The sequence below is a fragment of the Eubacterium ventriosum genome, from assembly GCF_025150745.1.
GTDB lineage: Bacteria > Bacillota > Clostridia > Lachnospirales > Lachnospiraceae > Eubacterium_G > Eubacterium_G ventriosum.
Map to the genome: position 1 here is coordinate 707,749 of NZ_CP102282.1, position 14,290 is coordinate 722,038.

Genomic DNA, 14,290 nt, shown 5'->3' on the forward strand with positions numbered 1-14,290 from the left:
AATTGTTACAACGCTCGGACATTTCAAAAAATAGTGTTCTACTCAACCGTTTCAATCGAATCCACAATATTCATTTTTGAAATTTTCCGTAGCGGAATTGCTGTTGCCAGCAAGCAAGCTCCTACTGCCAAGAGGGTTGCTTCAAGAATGGGCATGACAGGGATTGCAACAAGCTGGATGGTGTCGCTCGTGGCCGCCTCAATGAAGATCGTACAAACATATCCCAGCACGCTTCCAATCACAGAGGCAATGATTCCGTAATATGCACCTTCCCAAAGGAAAGTTTTATAAAGGCTATCGGCACTCATTCCAATGGCCCGCTGCATACCGATTTCTGTTACTCTGGTGTGAATATTTGTGTAAACGGTATTGATGATATTAAGAATACCAATCAGGCCAACGAAAAGAATCAGCCCCCATGCCAGCATTTGAATTTGTGCAAAGCTCTCTTTTAGTTGCTGGTCGGTTTCTTCATATGACAAGAATGTTGTCCCCGGTATTCTGTTACAAAACGCCTCGATAAATGTATCAAAGTTTTCCCTGTCAGCACCCTCGTTCAGTGTAGGCAAAAACTCTGAATAGGTATCTTTTCCCGTCAGGCGTTCATAGATAGCATCATCAACAATCACTTGAACACCATTTGTGAAACCGCCATTTCCAATACCAAGATAACCGTCATAGCCATCCAAGGTTTTCAAAACATTCAGCTCCATTCCCGCAACACAGATGTTTTCTCCGGCCTCTATATTTGTAAATTCAAGAACATCTTCGCCGTAGCTCATGGGAATAGGATTCCTTACTATACAGGCGTTCCCTGATTTCAGTTGTCCAAGCTGTTCTTCTGGTAATTGATCCCCCATAAAATAATCCCAATATTCATCGTTCAATCCGACAACCTGAAAAGTTTCGCCGGGTTTTAGTTGAAATTCAAGACTGATTCCATCGAGCTGCCCATTTTCATTTTGTTCGTAAAGCGAAAACTGTATAGCAGCTACGCTCTGTACTGCTTTATTTTTCTTTAAGGTATTCAGATCGTCTGCGGTAAATCCAACACTTTCATTTGTGATCTGATAATCTCCTAAATGGTTATCTTGCAGGGCACTTGCAGCGTTCAGTAAAGAGGAAAAACCTTGCAGTGCAATAAAAACCGTGATACTCATAACAAGGGACAAAATTGTAATTGCAGTACGGCCTTTATTTCTCTTTAAGTTCAGACGGGCATAGTATGCTTCAAAATTATGGATTTTCTTTGTTTTACGCTTTCTGCGTCGAATTTTCAGATTTGTTCCAGACATCGCCATAATAGGGGATACCCTTGCGGCTGATCTGGCTGCTGGTAATGCTGCAAACAACGCAAACGCCAAAGTGATTGCTCCGCTTAATATCAGTAAGGTTCCATTCAAAGAACTGTTTTCTGCTATTAGGGTTTTCAATTCGGAAGAATCCTGAACCAAGAACAATTCAGGAGAAACCAGGCCGGTAGCTGTCTCTAAAATCCCTCTGGCACTCAAAAAGCCAAGAAGCATACCAATAGGAATCCCAATCAGACACAATAGGGTTACTTCAATTACAATGATCTGATAAAGTTGTCCTTTTTCGCTTCCAATAGCCCGAAGTGTTCCATATCCCTTTATTCGTTTTGAGACAGATATTTTCAGAATGTTGTAAATCACAAGGCCAGCAGCCAGCAAAATTAAACTGCCCACTAATATCCCTGCGACTGTCATAAAAGAGAATCCCTTATCATTGGCATCCTCGGAATTTGCAGTATAGGAAATTCCCAAAGCGTTCAAATATACAATATTGTAGCTGGTATCAAGCTCATGGATGTTCAATTCCTTATTGAAGTCATCGACAACTGCTTGAAAACTCTTTTTATCGGCAGTCTGAATATCGACATTGTAATAAATATAAGATTCCGGTAGAAGTTGTTCAGCAGTTCCTTCCCCTACAACTCCCGTAACAGTGCCGCTTGTATATCCCCAGTAGTTATTTTTCAATATCCCTGTAAGAACAAATTCTGCTGTATAGGAATAGCTGTCCGCAATGTTGTGGCGAAGATTTTTTTGCAGTGAAAGTGTAATCTTATCTCCAATACCGCCCTCAAAGCCAAGATATTTCAGAATATCTTCCGAAAGAGCTATTTCCATCGGGGCTTCCGGCAGACGACCTTCTTCTACACTGGTACTGGATGGATAGATAGCGGCAGTATCATCCAAATATTCCATCAAACCAAGGGTGAGAGATGGGGAGAGTTCTAAACTTCCCATATAAATAGATTTCCCTACATAGGAAAGACGCTCATCCTGTTCCAGTGCGTGAAGCTGATCTGCATTCATCTGCAAAAAAGTGGCATATCGGTTTCCTCCGATAGCGATGGCCTGCTGTTCCCGCATTGCACTAAGTACGCCAATGGATTGTCCTACAATGGTTGTCATCATAGTAGACAGCACAACGGCAATCAAAATAAGAATAGAAGTGACTTTTTGGGACAGCAGTTCTTTCAATGCTAATGTACGATAAGATTTCATTTCGCTGTCACCTCCGTAAGCACACCATCTACAATCTGAAACTGCCGGTCTGCCATTCGTGCAATACGGCTGTCATGGGTAATGACAACGAGAGCTTTCCCCATCTTTTTCCATACATTTTGAAGCAGTTCCATGACTTCGCCGCCGCTTTTGCTGTCCAGATTTCCCGTAGGCTCATCCGCAAAAATTACATCCGGCTTTGCAATCAAAGCGCGGGCAATGGCTACACGCTGCTGCTGGCCGCCGGATAACTCATGGGGCAGATGTTCCAAGCGGCCCTGAATGCCAAGCAGTTCTGTAAGCTGTTTCAGGTATGCTTCATTCGGTTTTTGCTTATCCAGCAAAAGAGGCATGATAATATTTTCTTTCGCCGTCAGAACCGGAAGCAGATTAAATTGCTGAAAAATAAATCCAATCCGTTTCCGGCGGAATGCCGACAACTCCTTATCGCTGTAACTGTAAATATCTTTACCATCGTAGGTCAGCGAGCCGGAAGATGGCTTATCCAAGCCGGAAAGCAAATGCAGCAGGGTACTTTTTCCGCTTCCCGATGGCCCCATGATAGAAATAAAATCGCTGGATACAATTTCGAGATTTGCACGATCCAAAGCCACCACTCGGTTTTCACCGTCACCATAAATCTTTGATAAATTCTTTGCCTCAATATTCATAAAAAACACTCTCCTTATTTGTGGTATAAGGAGAGTGTAAATGATAAATCTCAAAAATCGCTCAAGGATTACACGAAATAAAAAATAGCCGTTGCGGATGCACCGCCCCCGGCCCGATTTTCCAAAATCAATCGGCCACCATGTTTTTCACATAAAATTCTGCTGCTGTAAAGCCCCATTCCAAAATGTGAGGAATTACTACTTGTCGTTTCAAAGGGGGTTGGCCCATTCTGCACGAGAGACAGCGGATAACCAGCACCATCATCTTCTACATTCAAGGTCATAGAATCATTTTGCAGCGTTATTTGAATAGAGATTGCTTTTTCTGCAAATCGCGCCGCATTTCCAATCAGATTTTCCGCTACGGTAAGAAATAGCCCGTGATCTATACAAACTGTTCCGCCTGATGGTACTAAAACAGAAACTTTTTTGGATAGCGCTAACAGTCGTGCTGTTTCCTGCAATTCACTCTGCAAAACTGATAGTCTGATTTCTTTTGGCTTAACAGAGAGTTGTTCCAACTTTTGAACACTGCTCATAGCTTCTACATACTGCTCGATCCGTAAAGTGTAACTTTCCAGCCGGTCTATGGTCTGTTCGTCCTGAATACCTTGCCGCAAAAGTTTTACACTTCCTTTTAATACCGTAATCGGGTTACGCAGATCATGGGAAAATGCGGCATTGAGCCGTTTGCGTTCCTCGGCCTGTTGCCACAACAGCCGATTCGATTTCAGAAGTTCACTCCGCATTTCTTCAAAGGCAGCACATAGTTGTCCCATTTCATCGTTAGACAAAATCGGCAGCGAAAAATCCAGATCATTATTCTGAATCCGCATAATGCCATTTTGCAGGCAGGAAATAGGCTGTTTCAATTTGAGATAATAAAAAAGAAAGACTGAAACAATCAATCCGCCTACTGGAAAAAGAATACAGGAAACCGTCTGCACAATGTTTAGGATAGCCAAAATACGCTGTTGTGACACCGTAGGAGACGGCAGAGGTACAACAGAGCCATCCGACAAGATTTCTACACCGCCTAAAGGATAATGGTTTTCAATGCCTCGGCATAGGAAGATAACTGCCCCAAGCAGGAGAAATGCCACTGCCAAACAGGAGAGGGATAATAGCAGGAAAGATTTCTTTAGTCCCATATTTTTTAGGCGTTCCACCGATAACCACACCCCCAAACCGTTTCAATGTAATTATGCAATGTATGTGCTGCAAATTTAGCGCGTATTTTCCGAATATGCTCCATAATTGTATCGCTGTTTCCGTCCCCATCCAAGCCCCACACAAGCTCATAAATTCGCTCACGGTCAAAAACCTGTCCTGCATTGAGGGATAAAAGTTCTACAATCTCAAACTCCCTCTTAGATAGCGGGATGTTCTGATTATTGATTGTAACTGTTCGGGCAGAATAATCCAGTATCAATTCACCAAAGAAGCGCACTGCCGAATTATTTTGGCGTCGCTGCTCCCGGCGCAGATGTGCGGCAATACGCGCCCCCAATTCATCCAAATCAAAGGGCTTGACGATATAATCATCCGCCCCGGCCTGAAATCCAATGATCTTATCGCTGGATTCAATACGAGCAGTCAAAAAAAGAATGGGACAGGCAATGTGTTCCCGTATCTGCTGGCATACAGTCAGACCATCCATTCCCGGCATATTGATGTCCAATAAAATTAAATCTGGTTTGCAAGCTACTTTTTTGAGCGCTTCTTGTCCGCTATAAGCAGTCAGAATATCATATTGTGTTTGAAAATAACTCTGTATCATATCAACAATACCGCGTTCATCATCAACGATCAGTAATTTAGGATTCAAAATCATGCACCTCCGTTCTTTGTATGATATATGGTAAATCTCAAAAATTTCTCAACACTCTATGAAACCACAGCAGCTAACATTATAAGCACTCAATTCAAAACCAATTCGCTTTTTCTGCTTTGAATTGAGGGGTATCGCCTTCCTGGTATGGATTATAGGTATTGCGATTACACCCAAATTCTTTTAATGCCTTTATTTTATTATCCTCTGTCCACTCAACCAGCGAGATTCCATCAAATTCCTCTATACTTCCATTGTTCATTTCATTTTTGAAATACCACTCCACAATCGTTTGATCTCCCTTATGAAAAAATTGCTTGATTTCCCAAATCACCACCTTGCCACGGGTATTCCATTCCTGAAACCAATGCTTTACTGTTTTTCGGTTGTTATACTGGGGACTCCAGCTTTCTGTATAGATTACATCTTCTGTAAAAATATCATCAATGCCCATATCCTGCTGATTGAGCCACATATCAAACCATAGTCGAATCGTTTTTTCTCGTTCATTCATAATATAAACACCTCACCACTCTATGAAACCACAGCCGTTCCCCTACATTATACGATATTCAGAACAAACATTGAAGATAAATGAATTAAAAATGGCGGCCTTGCTTAACAAAGCCGCCGAATAAAAAAGCTTCATTCCACAAAGAACAGAACCCGCCGGATCAGCTCCGGGATATTGACCGGGGCGGTGATATAGTCGTTCACGCCCTCATGCCGGTATTCATATTCCGTGGCAGGGTCGTTGTTCTCGGTGAGGATAAAGAACGGCAGAAGCCGGACAGGGGGATTCTTCATTTGGAACATCCCCGCCACCCGCCGTAGCGTATGAAACAGCTCCATTGCTGTGCCGTCCGGCAGTTCCAGATCGCACAAGATCAGTTCTATTTCCTTATCCTCAAAAATCCGGCGCTTGGCTTCCCAAATCGAGGAAACCAGAATCAGGTCAAAGCCCTTTTGTAGCATAGCAGCCCGCAGCACTTCGGCGCTGGTATCTTCTGCATAGACAAAGAGCAGCTTGTGAAAAGTCGGGGCCTTTTCGCCGGATAACTGCCGGTAGGCGTATTCCACCAGCTTATCTTGTAGTAGCAGTCCTTTCATTTTGTCCATGCACAGCGTCGCGCCCCGGCGCATAGCTTCCTGTTCGTAGTCGTCCTTGTCATGACAGGACGCCAGAATAAAAGGCAGCTCCTTGTCTGCGGCCCGCACCTCGTCCAGAAAGTCCATGCCGGAACCGTCCGGCAGGTCGAGATCACAGCAGACCACCAGCGGCATTTCCTCTTGGATGGCAGTCCGCGCTTCTTTCAGCGTACAAGCCGTTTTTACCGGGTAGCCCCGGTGCTGTAAGTATTTTTGCAGGCACCATGTATAGGTGTCGCTGTCGTCGATCAGCAGTATCTTTTTCATGTGTCCTCACCCCCAATATTGATTTACCACAAGCATAAACTACAAATGTTACACAAATGTCCGAGGTGCCTTTGATTTCGACAGAAAAACAGGCTGAATTGTTACAACGCTCGGACATTTCAAAAATTTCTTTGAGAAATGGCGAAAAAAGCGGGGCAGCACACGCCGCCCCGCCGATCCCATACGGCTATTCCATCGTCCTGATTTGCTCAACAAGAGATTGCTTTTTCAGATTTCCAGTTGTGTAAGAAATCAAGGTGAATTGCACAATCAGCAGGATTGCTAAATATATCAATACGATCAGCCACGGAAATGAATAGTAAAAGTATGGATTCATCGTTTTCACAACGACCTGTACGGATAGGAAGCCCAGTCCAGTCCCCAAAACCAATGTTACCAGCGTAGCAAAAACTGAATACATTAACCCCTCATAGCACAGCATTTTGATAAGCTGCTTTTTACTCAAACCAATCGCCTGTAACATTCCAATTTCCTGCCTACGGGATAAGAAGTTTGTGATTGTCGTATTGACAAGGTTGATTAAAGAAAAGCACACAACAATAACAGCCACGATCAACAATACCCCGAAAGAAAGTTGTTGAAGTCCGCTATAATAAGTGATACTTTCTTTTATGGTTTCCATAACCAAATCGCTATTTCCGTCTATCAGTTGATTTAATGCAGCTTCTACCGTATCATATTTTTTCATATCGGTAATTACGGAAATCGTACCTGTGCAATCTATCCCGGTCGCTTCATTCATAAACTGCTCCGGAAGCGCAAAGCATTTTGAGAAGCCGGAGTAAGAATATTCGTTTACAATGCCCATGACGGTATAGGCCTTTGTGCGAATTTGGCCGGATTCGGTTTTATAGTCCACTTCGACGGTATCACCCAACGCAGCCTCAATATCATAGAGATCGGCACGCTCTTGAAGCAAGACAATTCCATTGCCTGCCACCAGTTCATCATAATCAGTCGTTCCCGCAATTCGCTCTTTCTCCAAATTCTGCTGTTCATCTCGGCAAAAGCCCTGAATCCATTTTCCAGAATTACCATTTACACGATATTCTGCGTCCGTGTAATACCAGTGCTTGATTCCTGTAACGCCATCAATAGATTCTACTGCATTTATAAAATCGGCATTTAGAAAATTCTTTTGCTGCAATCCAGACAAAGAAATACCAGCAGTGTCCCACGATTGATTTGCGTTGAGCTGAATGTTAAATTCACCGACAGGGAAAGCCCTGCCTCTTGCCTCTGCAACGCCATCATAGGAAACTAACATTGTCGAAATCAATACAACCAATACTCCGCCGAGTGAAAGAGAAAGTATTGTTAAAGTGGACTTTGCCTTTTGTCTGGACAGATTCATTTTAGCAAGTGAAGCAGGCGTTATTTTACGGTGCAACACGGAACTTTCTTTCATTTTCCCCTGATAATCGGAATATCGCAATGCTTCCAGCGGAGATACTGCCGCAGCTCTTTTTACAGGAGTATGAATGGCAATCATCACAATAATAAATGCAAAAAGGCCAACCCCGACCGTCACACATAAAGTAGTCAGCCAGTACCAACCGGCAGGAATCAGGAAGTACCCAATCACATTTCCAATAACCAAACCAATCGGGATAGCAATGGCAGCAAGTAATTTCCCCTCGCGGTAAACCATCTTTTTGATCTGTCGTTTTGTAGTTCCGATTGTGCGAAGCTGTCCATAGTTACGGATACTGCTTGCTACTGAAATATAAAAAATCGAATAGATCACAATGCCGGAACCAATGAAAGTTACAAAACCGATCAAGAAATAGAACAGCATATCGCTTCCGTGATTTTTGTCCTTTAAGTTAAAATATGTGGAACGGACAATCACATTATCATCGGAAATTTTTAATTGCTGCGCCAGAGTGTTTGCATAGTTGGTGGCTTCTTCCTCGCTCATGTTTTGAGCGCCTTTCAGCCCAATGTAATAATCAATCATGCCTCCGTCGCCATACTGCTGTCTTACTAATTCTTTCGATATAATGGCTGTATAGCGCCCAATATCGCCGGTTTTCACATCTAAGATTCCCGTCAATTTGAAATCATGGGTAGTGCCGTCAGAAAAGGGGATTTGAATTGTCTGTCCCAATTCATTTGAATAGCCCAAACTATCCAAAAAGGATTCCTGCACTACAATTTCATTCTCCGAAGCTGGTAAATCTCCCGAATAGGGCATACTTTGGGATGTTAGCATATCTGCATTTGCATAAGTAAAGTTCACGGTTGAATGGTTTACCTGTTCAGAAAATGCGTTGAAAAATTCTCCAACCCACGCAATTTCTTCTTGCTTGTATAGTTCCTGTCCCTGTTGTTCAGAAATCGCATGATACATAATCTGCGCTGTTTTTTGGTTGCGGTTTTGCGTTTCCTGCATAACCCCAAAGCCATAGAGTACAATAGCAGATAGCAATGCGCTGGCAAGTACAATCGTCAAAACAATAAAGATATTTCTTTTTCGATTTGCCGATATACTGCGGTTTGATATGCGCTTTACAATGCCGCTGGTATCATTTTCAAAAGGCCATGTCATAGCCTGCCACCTCCTTACTCCACGATCTTACCGTCCTCAATGCGGACGATCCGATCGGCAAGGCGGGCAATGTCGTTGTTGTGGGTGATCATCACAACGGTTTGTCGGAACTCCGCACTGGTACGCTTGATCAGCCCCAGCACCTCGGCGCTGGTCTTGCTGTCAAGGTTGCCGGTGGGCTCGTCGGCCAGCACAATAGCCGGTTTGGTGATCAGGGCCCGGGCGATAGCCACACGCTGCTGCTGTCCGCCAGAAAGATTGTTCGGCATATTTTTCAGTTTATCTTCCAGTCCCAGCAGGTGAACGATCTCGTCCAAAAACTTCTGATCCACCGTGTCCCCGTCCAGCTCCACCGGCAGGACGATGTTCTCATACACATTCAGGATCGGAACAAGGTTATAGTTCTGGAAGATAAAGCCGATGTTGCGGCGGCGAAAGATGGTAAGCTGTTCGTCGTTCATCTTCGACAGTTCTTTGTCCCGGACAATCACATTGCCAGAAGTAGGGGTGTCCAGCCCGCCCATCATGTGAAGCAGGGTAGACTTGCCGCTGCCGGAGGTTCCCACAACGGCCACAAATTCGCCGTCCTCCACGGAGAAGTTCACACCGTCAAGGGCGCGGGTGATGTTCGGCTCTGTGCCGTAATACTTTTTCAGGTCGATAGTCTGTAAAATGCTCATAAAATTCAATCCTTTTTTTGTTTGTTGTAAATGCGGAACGCTGCTGCGCCGGTGGCCGCCAACTGCACCAGAATCAGCACAGCGAACAGGCCGAAGCTCTCATAGTAGAACAGTTCATCCCAAAATAGGAGAACATCACAGAGAGCAGTCAAGGCAACCGTCCAGCGGATGTGCCGGGCCAGCCATTGCCGGAACACCAGCACAAGGGCAACGGGCGGGACGATCAGCAGCGCCAGATTCAAAATCAATGTCGGGGTCAGTTCCATTGCGTCGCCTCCTCACTTTTGTTGATAAGGGTATTGTAAAACCCAAATGTCCGCGAAATGTTACAGCGGCCAAAAAATTTCATTGAAAATCGGGGTGAAATGTTACAACGCTCGGACATTTCAAAAAAATTCACGGCGGACAGCTGGAAATGGTCGTCCGCCGAATCATACTACACAATCTTTTAGATAGATTGATTGTGAAATAATTTCAATCCAATCACCACATCTATCATAAGTTCCACAATGAGAATTATACTAATGGCAACATTAAAATTACATAGGTTATATAATCCGATATAGATTTCACAAGTAAGAAATACAACTTGCAGACACAAATTTAAGTATGTCACTAAATGCTCGTTAGTTCTATTCCACAATCTAAACAGGAACATTGTAAAAATAGGTTTTCCCGTAAAAGCAAAAAGCACTGACAATACCGGCACCAAAAATACATAGTAAGAATCTACTGCATTGCTGGGGGATGTACCTACCCATTGAATTGCTATTTTATCAGGAACAACGAAAAATAAAACAATAGATAAAATAACATTGATTATTAAGATGATTGTTGTTGCTTTGCAAAAATTGATTTTTTTCATGGTGTTTTCTCCTGTTATAAGTGTGCTTTATTTAGTCGGCAACATAATGGAAAATTCCGAACCCTTGCCCGGCTCCGAAACCACTTTGATATAGCCGCCCTGCCGTGTTACGATCTCGCGGGCCAGATACAGGCCAATGCCCACGCCCTGCTGTTCGTGTACTTCTTCCTCACGATAGAAGCGCCGGAAGATGGCGGCCTGATTGCTTTCGGAAATGCCCTTGCCGGTGTCGGCTACTTTGATTTCCACATACATTTCCCACAGCACCACCGACACAGCGATTTTCCCGCCTGCCGGGGTGTACTTCACCGCATTGTCCAGCAGGTTAAAAAGGGCTTCGGATGTCCACTTGCTGTCATGGAAAACGGTCAAATCCTCCGGGCAGTCCACGGACACGACGATTTCCTTTTTCTCTGCTGCATACACAATTCCACTCATGGCCTGTGCCACGGTATCAAAGAGGCGGCCCGGTTTCTTATCCAACTGGATCACGCCCGTTTCCAGCCGGGAAGTTTTCACAAGGGCCTGAAAGAGAAAGTCCAGCTTATCCGTCTGGCTGCGGATTCCCCGGATAAAGTCGGTGCGCTCCGCCTTGGTCATAGGCTTTTCCAGCAGCGTGTCCGTCGCCATTTTCAGATTGCTTACCGGCGTTTTCACCTGATGGGAAATATCCGATACAAGGGTCTGTAACTCCTGCCGTTCCTCGTCCACCCGGCGGCGGTTCTCCTGCATGATCTGATAGAGCCTTGCCAGCCGGTGTCCAATTCTGGCAAGCTGGGTTTCGCTGTCCTCTGGCCGCTGGGGCGCTTCATTTCCGGCGATCATGTGGTCTAAAGTCTGGCACAGGTCAGCGGTAAACTGCGACAGCCGCTTTCCAAACGCCTGCGTCAGTACAAAAATCCCCACAAGGGCGCACAGCAGCAGCGCCCCGCCCGTCAGCAGCACCGCCGTCTGTTTTGTCACAAGAAACAGGGCTATGGTGATCCCGGACATGGAAAGGACAAGCCCCATTGCTACCCGGCCAAACAGCCGCTTTACCGAGAGGTTTTGCAACTTCATTTTGCCTCGCCTCCCGTCCATTGATAGCCCATGCCGTAAACAGTTTTGATGTAGGGCGCGCCGCCGTCGGATTCGATCTTACTCCGAATCCGGCTGATGGAGGTTGTCAGGGTGTGTTCGTCCACAAACTTCTCGTCTATATCCCACAGCTTTTCCAAAAGCTGCCCACGGGTCAGCACTTGCCGGGGATTTTTACGGAACAGGTTCAGCATTTTGTACTCCATCGGGGATAGGGTCAGGGGCTTGCCGTTTAAGGAAGCCGTCTGCTCCGAGAAGTCCAGAAACAGCCGCCCGTCGTCGTAAATGTCCTTGGCCGGTTTGTGGTGTTCCAGCATGGCGAACATGGCTTTGATTTTTCGCTGCAAGGCCCCGATCACAAAGGGCTTTGTGATGTAGTCCACCGCGCCCACCTCATAGCCCCGTATCTGGTCGCTCTCCTGATCGTTAGCGGTCAGGAAAATCACAATGGTGTCCGGGTGCTGGGGCTTTATCAGTTTGCACAGCTCAAAACCGTTGCCGTCCGGCAGGTTGATGTCCAGCAGCACTAAGTCAAATTCCCGCTGGCGTATGGCTTCGGCTGCGGTTCTGGCGTTTAGGGCAGAAGTCACGCCGTAGCCGTCTGCGGTCAGGTTATAGGCCACCATCTTATTCAAAAAACTGTCGTCCTCGACAATTAAAATCTGCTTCATATCCTCACTTCCTTTGCTTTTTGCAGATAGTATAACAGGCAAATGTCCGCGAAATGTTACAACAGACAAAAAATTTTATTTTTTTGCATTTCTCTGTTATAGCAGTTCAAAATAATAACTCTATTATAGGCAGTTATCAAAGGTTTATCAATGCGGCAACTGTAAACAGATCCTCTGCCAAAGACTCTTAAAACTACTGGCAAGCAATGCAATCTTACGTAAGATTGCGTATTTAGCAGAAATCCCGTTTCCGGAATTCCTGCTAATGCTTGTTGGTGACATATCCCCAAACCCCTGAGATCATTGCCGGTGGCAATGGCTGCGCGTTCCGTTGGAACGCTGAAAACCAAAAGCAGACAAATCTTATTGACGGGATTTTTCTGTGCTGCGCTGCGGTTGTGCTGATTGTAGTTTACGCAAATTGTGATATGTATTCCCCAGTATATATGGGGAGTTAGAAATGTATTGAGATTAGATAGCCTTTTTCTCCAAGTCCTCACAGTAAACGCTTGAAAATAAATGTTCCAGCTCATTTCCAAAGTTGTATGAGATTTTAAGTTTGCGGTTTTCATAAACTGTTATCTGGTCTATCATTTCCACAATAATATCTCTGTCTAATTCTTCAATGTCTTTCAGTTCCAACAACCGCCTTAACCACGGTGTTTCAAAAACATCTTCTGTTACACTTTCCTTTTTCTTTTCTTCCAGCGTTTCAATCTGTTTGGAGTAAAGCGTTTCTTTTTGTTGATAGTCCTCTCGATAAGAAAGAAATTCTTCTTTAGAAATCAGTTCGTCTTTGTAATCTTCATAAATTGACTTTTTCAACTTCTTCACTCTTTCAAGCTCTGCTTTTAACTTTGTCAGTTCTATGTCTGTTGATTTTCTGATTTTTGTTGCTGTGAAAGATTGTGATTTTACAAGTTCCTGCAAGTTCTCTACATTGCGGATAATCTGCTTTAAATCTCCCAGCACAATATCATTCAATACTTGAAACGGGAGCGTGTGCGGAGTGCAATAATCTTTTCCACTTCTTTTGTAAGTTCCACAATAGAATGAATAGGACTTACTTCCGTCAGCACGTCGCCAGAAATTTTTCATCATTGCCCGACCACAATCGCCACACTTGATAAAACCTGCAAAGATATTTTTATTTGTTTCTAAATCAATATCCCTATGTTTTTTCGTCAGCAGTTTTTGTACCTTATCCCACAGTTGACGGTCTATAATCGGTTCATGTGTATTTTCAACCCTTATCCAGTTTTCTTTCTCAACTGGACGCTGTTTGCTTGCCGTATTCATCATAGAGTGGACGCAGACAGCACTTTGATATGTACGGGTCATAAAATGCCAGTATCTTTTCAATCGCTTTTTCGTCCCCGTCCATTGCTTGTGAAAGCAAATAGTAGGACGGCTTCTTAAATATTTGTTTCATTTTTACTGTTTCTCCTTTAGTAATTTTTTCATAAGTGCCAATGAGTTGTGCCGATTTTGGAATACACCGCTTCTGGAAATATTCTGTTTTTTTGCAATTTCTTCGTTGTTCATTTCCAAGAAATAATACATCAGCAAAGTTTCACGGTTACGCTCGGATAACTGTTTCAAGGCTTCTGCCAATTCATCATCATAAACACGAATATCGTAACCGCATACATTGAAAATCGTATAGTCCGTTTCATAATCGTCCCAGACAGCCAGATTTTCTACAACGATTTCTGGGAGTTCGCAAAAGAGCGTTTCTTTCTCTTGTCGTCGTTTTAATTTCTGCTGGTAGTCCTTAACAACATGACGGACAACTTTCTTCAAACAACTTTCAAAACGGCATTGAACTGTTTTCTGGAAGTCAGACGGTTTCATCAATCTCACCCCCTTTCCGCTATGACGTGAAAAGTGGTTCTCCCTCTTTCCGCACCATATAGGGAACGGCAGGTGTGATTTGTTAAGTTGAGAACTCAAAAAATCCAAAATTTTTCCAGAAT

The 14,290-nt window shown here is 44.1% G+C and carries 15 protein-coding genes; all 15 read right to left on the reverse strand.

The features are described from left to right. Positions 1-38: 38 nt before the first annotated feature. The 15 genes from NQ558_RS03085 to NQ558_RS03155 all read right to left on the reverse strand — a co-directional run bounded on the left by NQ558_RS03085 (position 39) and on the right by NQ558_RS03155 (position 14,168). Positions 39-2,531: an ABC transporter permease gene (locus NQ558_RS03085; RefSeq protein WP_005361179.1), complete on the reverse strand. Its 2,493-nt coding sequence runs from the start codon at positions 2,529-2,531 to the stop codon at positions 39-41. Next, the gene (locus NQ558_RS03090; protein WP_005361177.1) at positions 2,528-3,202 is read right to left on the reverse strand and encodes an ABC transporter ATP-binding protein; all 675 of its coding nucleotides are present in this window, start codon (positions 3,200-3,202) and stop codon (positions 2,528-2,530) included. The genes NQ558_RS03085 and NQ558_RS03090 overlap by 4 nt, the downstream gene beginning before the upstream one ends. 68 nt (positions 3,203-3,270) lie before the next feature. Beyond that, positions 3,271-4,305: a HAMP domain-containing sensor histidine kinase gene (locus NQ558_RS03095; RefSeq protein WP_259907645.1), complete on the reverse strand. Its 1,035-nt coding sequence runs from the start codon at positions 4,303-4,305 to the stop codon at positions 3,271-3,273. Positions 4,306-4,358: 53 nt separating this feature from the next. Further along, positions 4,359-5,030: a response regulator transcription factor gene (locus tag NQ558_RS03100; protein ID WP_431978740.1), complete on the reverse strand. Its 672-nt coding sequence runs from the start codon at positions 5,028-5,030 to the stop codon at positions 4,359-4,361. 97 nt (positions 5,031-5,127) lie between these two features. Continuing rightward, a complete protein-coding gene (locus NQ558_RS03105; RefSeq protein ID WP_004841005.1) occupies positions 5,128-5,547 on the reverse strand; it encodes a nuclear transport factor 2 family protein in 420 nt (139 codons plus the stop codon). A 131-nt stretch (positions 5,548-5,678) separates the two neighbouring features. Continuing rightward, positions 5,679-6,449, reverse strand: a complete 771-nt coding sequence (locus tag NQ558_RS03110; protein ID WP_005361171.1) for a response regulator — start codon at positions 6,447-6,449, stop codon at positions 5,679-5,681. A gap of 187 nt (positions 6,450-6,636) precedes the next feature. Beyond that, positions 6,637-9,021 carry an ABC transporter permease gene (locus NQ558_RS03115; protein WP_005361170.1) on the reverse strand — a complete coding sequence of 795 codons (2,385 nt, stop codon included), beginning with the start codon at positions 9,019-9,021 and terminating at the stop codon, positions 6,637-6,639. 14 nt (positions 9,022-9,035) lie between these two features. Continuing rightward, a complete protein-coding gene (locus NQ558_RS03120) occupies positions 9,036-9,701 on the reverse strand; it encodes an ABC transporter ATP-binding protein (protein WP_002586598.1) in 666 nt (221 codons plus the stop codon). A gap of 5 nt (positions 9,702-9,706) precedes the next feature. Beyond that, the gene (locus NQ558_RS03125) at positions 9,707-9,967 is read right to left on the reverse strand and encodes a hypothetical protein (RefSeq protein ID WP_004611617.1); all 261 of its coding nucleotides are present in this window, start codon (positions 9,965-9,967) and stop codon (positions 9,707-9,709) included. A 182-nt stretch (positions 9,968-10,149) separates the two neighbouring features. Next, a complete protein-coding gene (locus NQ558_RS03130) occupies positions 10,150-10,566 on the reverse strand; it encodes a hypothetical protein (RefSeq protein ID WP_004611616.1) in 417 nt (138 codons plus the stop codon). Between the two features lie 27 nt (positions 10,567-10,593). Beyond that, the gene (locus NQ558_RS03135; protein WP_005361155.1) at positions 10,594-11,625 is read right to left on the reverse strand and encodes a sensor histidine kinase; all 1,032 of its coding nucleotides are present in this window, start codon (positions 11,623-11,625) and stop codon (positions 10,594-10,596) included. Continuing rightward, positions 11,622-12,314, reverse strand: a complete 693-nt coding sequence (locus NQ558_RS03140; protein WP_005361153.1) for a response regulator transcription factor — start codon at positions 12,312-12,314, stop codon at positions 11,622-11,624. Before NQ558_RS03140 ends, NQ558_RS03135 begins: the two co-directional genes overlap by 4 nt. 471 nt (positions 12,315-12,785) lie before the next feature. Further along, a complete protein-coding gene (locus NQ558_RS03145) occupies positions 12,786-13,616 on the reverse strand; it encodes a recombinase zinc beta ribbon domain-containing protein (RefSeq protein ID WP_005361152.1) in 831 nt (276 codons plus the stop codon). After that, on the reverse strand, positions 13,582-13,746 hold the full coding sequence (locus tag NQ558_RS03150) for a helix-turn-helix domain-containing protein (RefSeq protein WP_458006119.1): 165 nt from the start codon (positions 13,744-13,746) through the stop codon (positions 13,582-13,584). The genes NQ558_RS03145 and NQ558_RS03150 overlap by 35 nt, the downstream gene beginning before the upstream one ends. A 2-nt stretch (positions 13,747-13,748) precedes the next feature. Then, on the reverse strand, positions 13,749-14,168 hold the full coding sequence (locus NQ558_RS03155) for an RNA polymerase sigma factor (protein ID WP_005361151.1): 420 nt from the start codon (positions 14,166-14,168) through the stop codon (positions 13,749-13,751). Positions 14,169-14,290 lie beyond the last annotated feature (122 nt).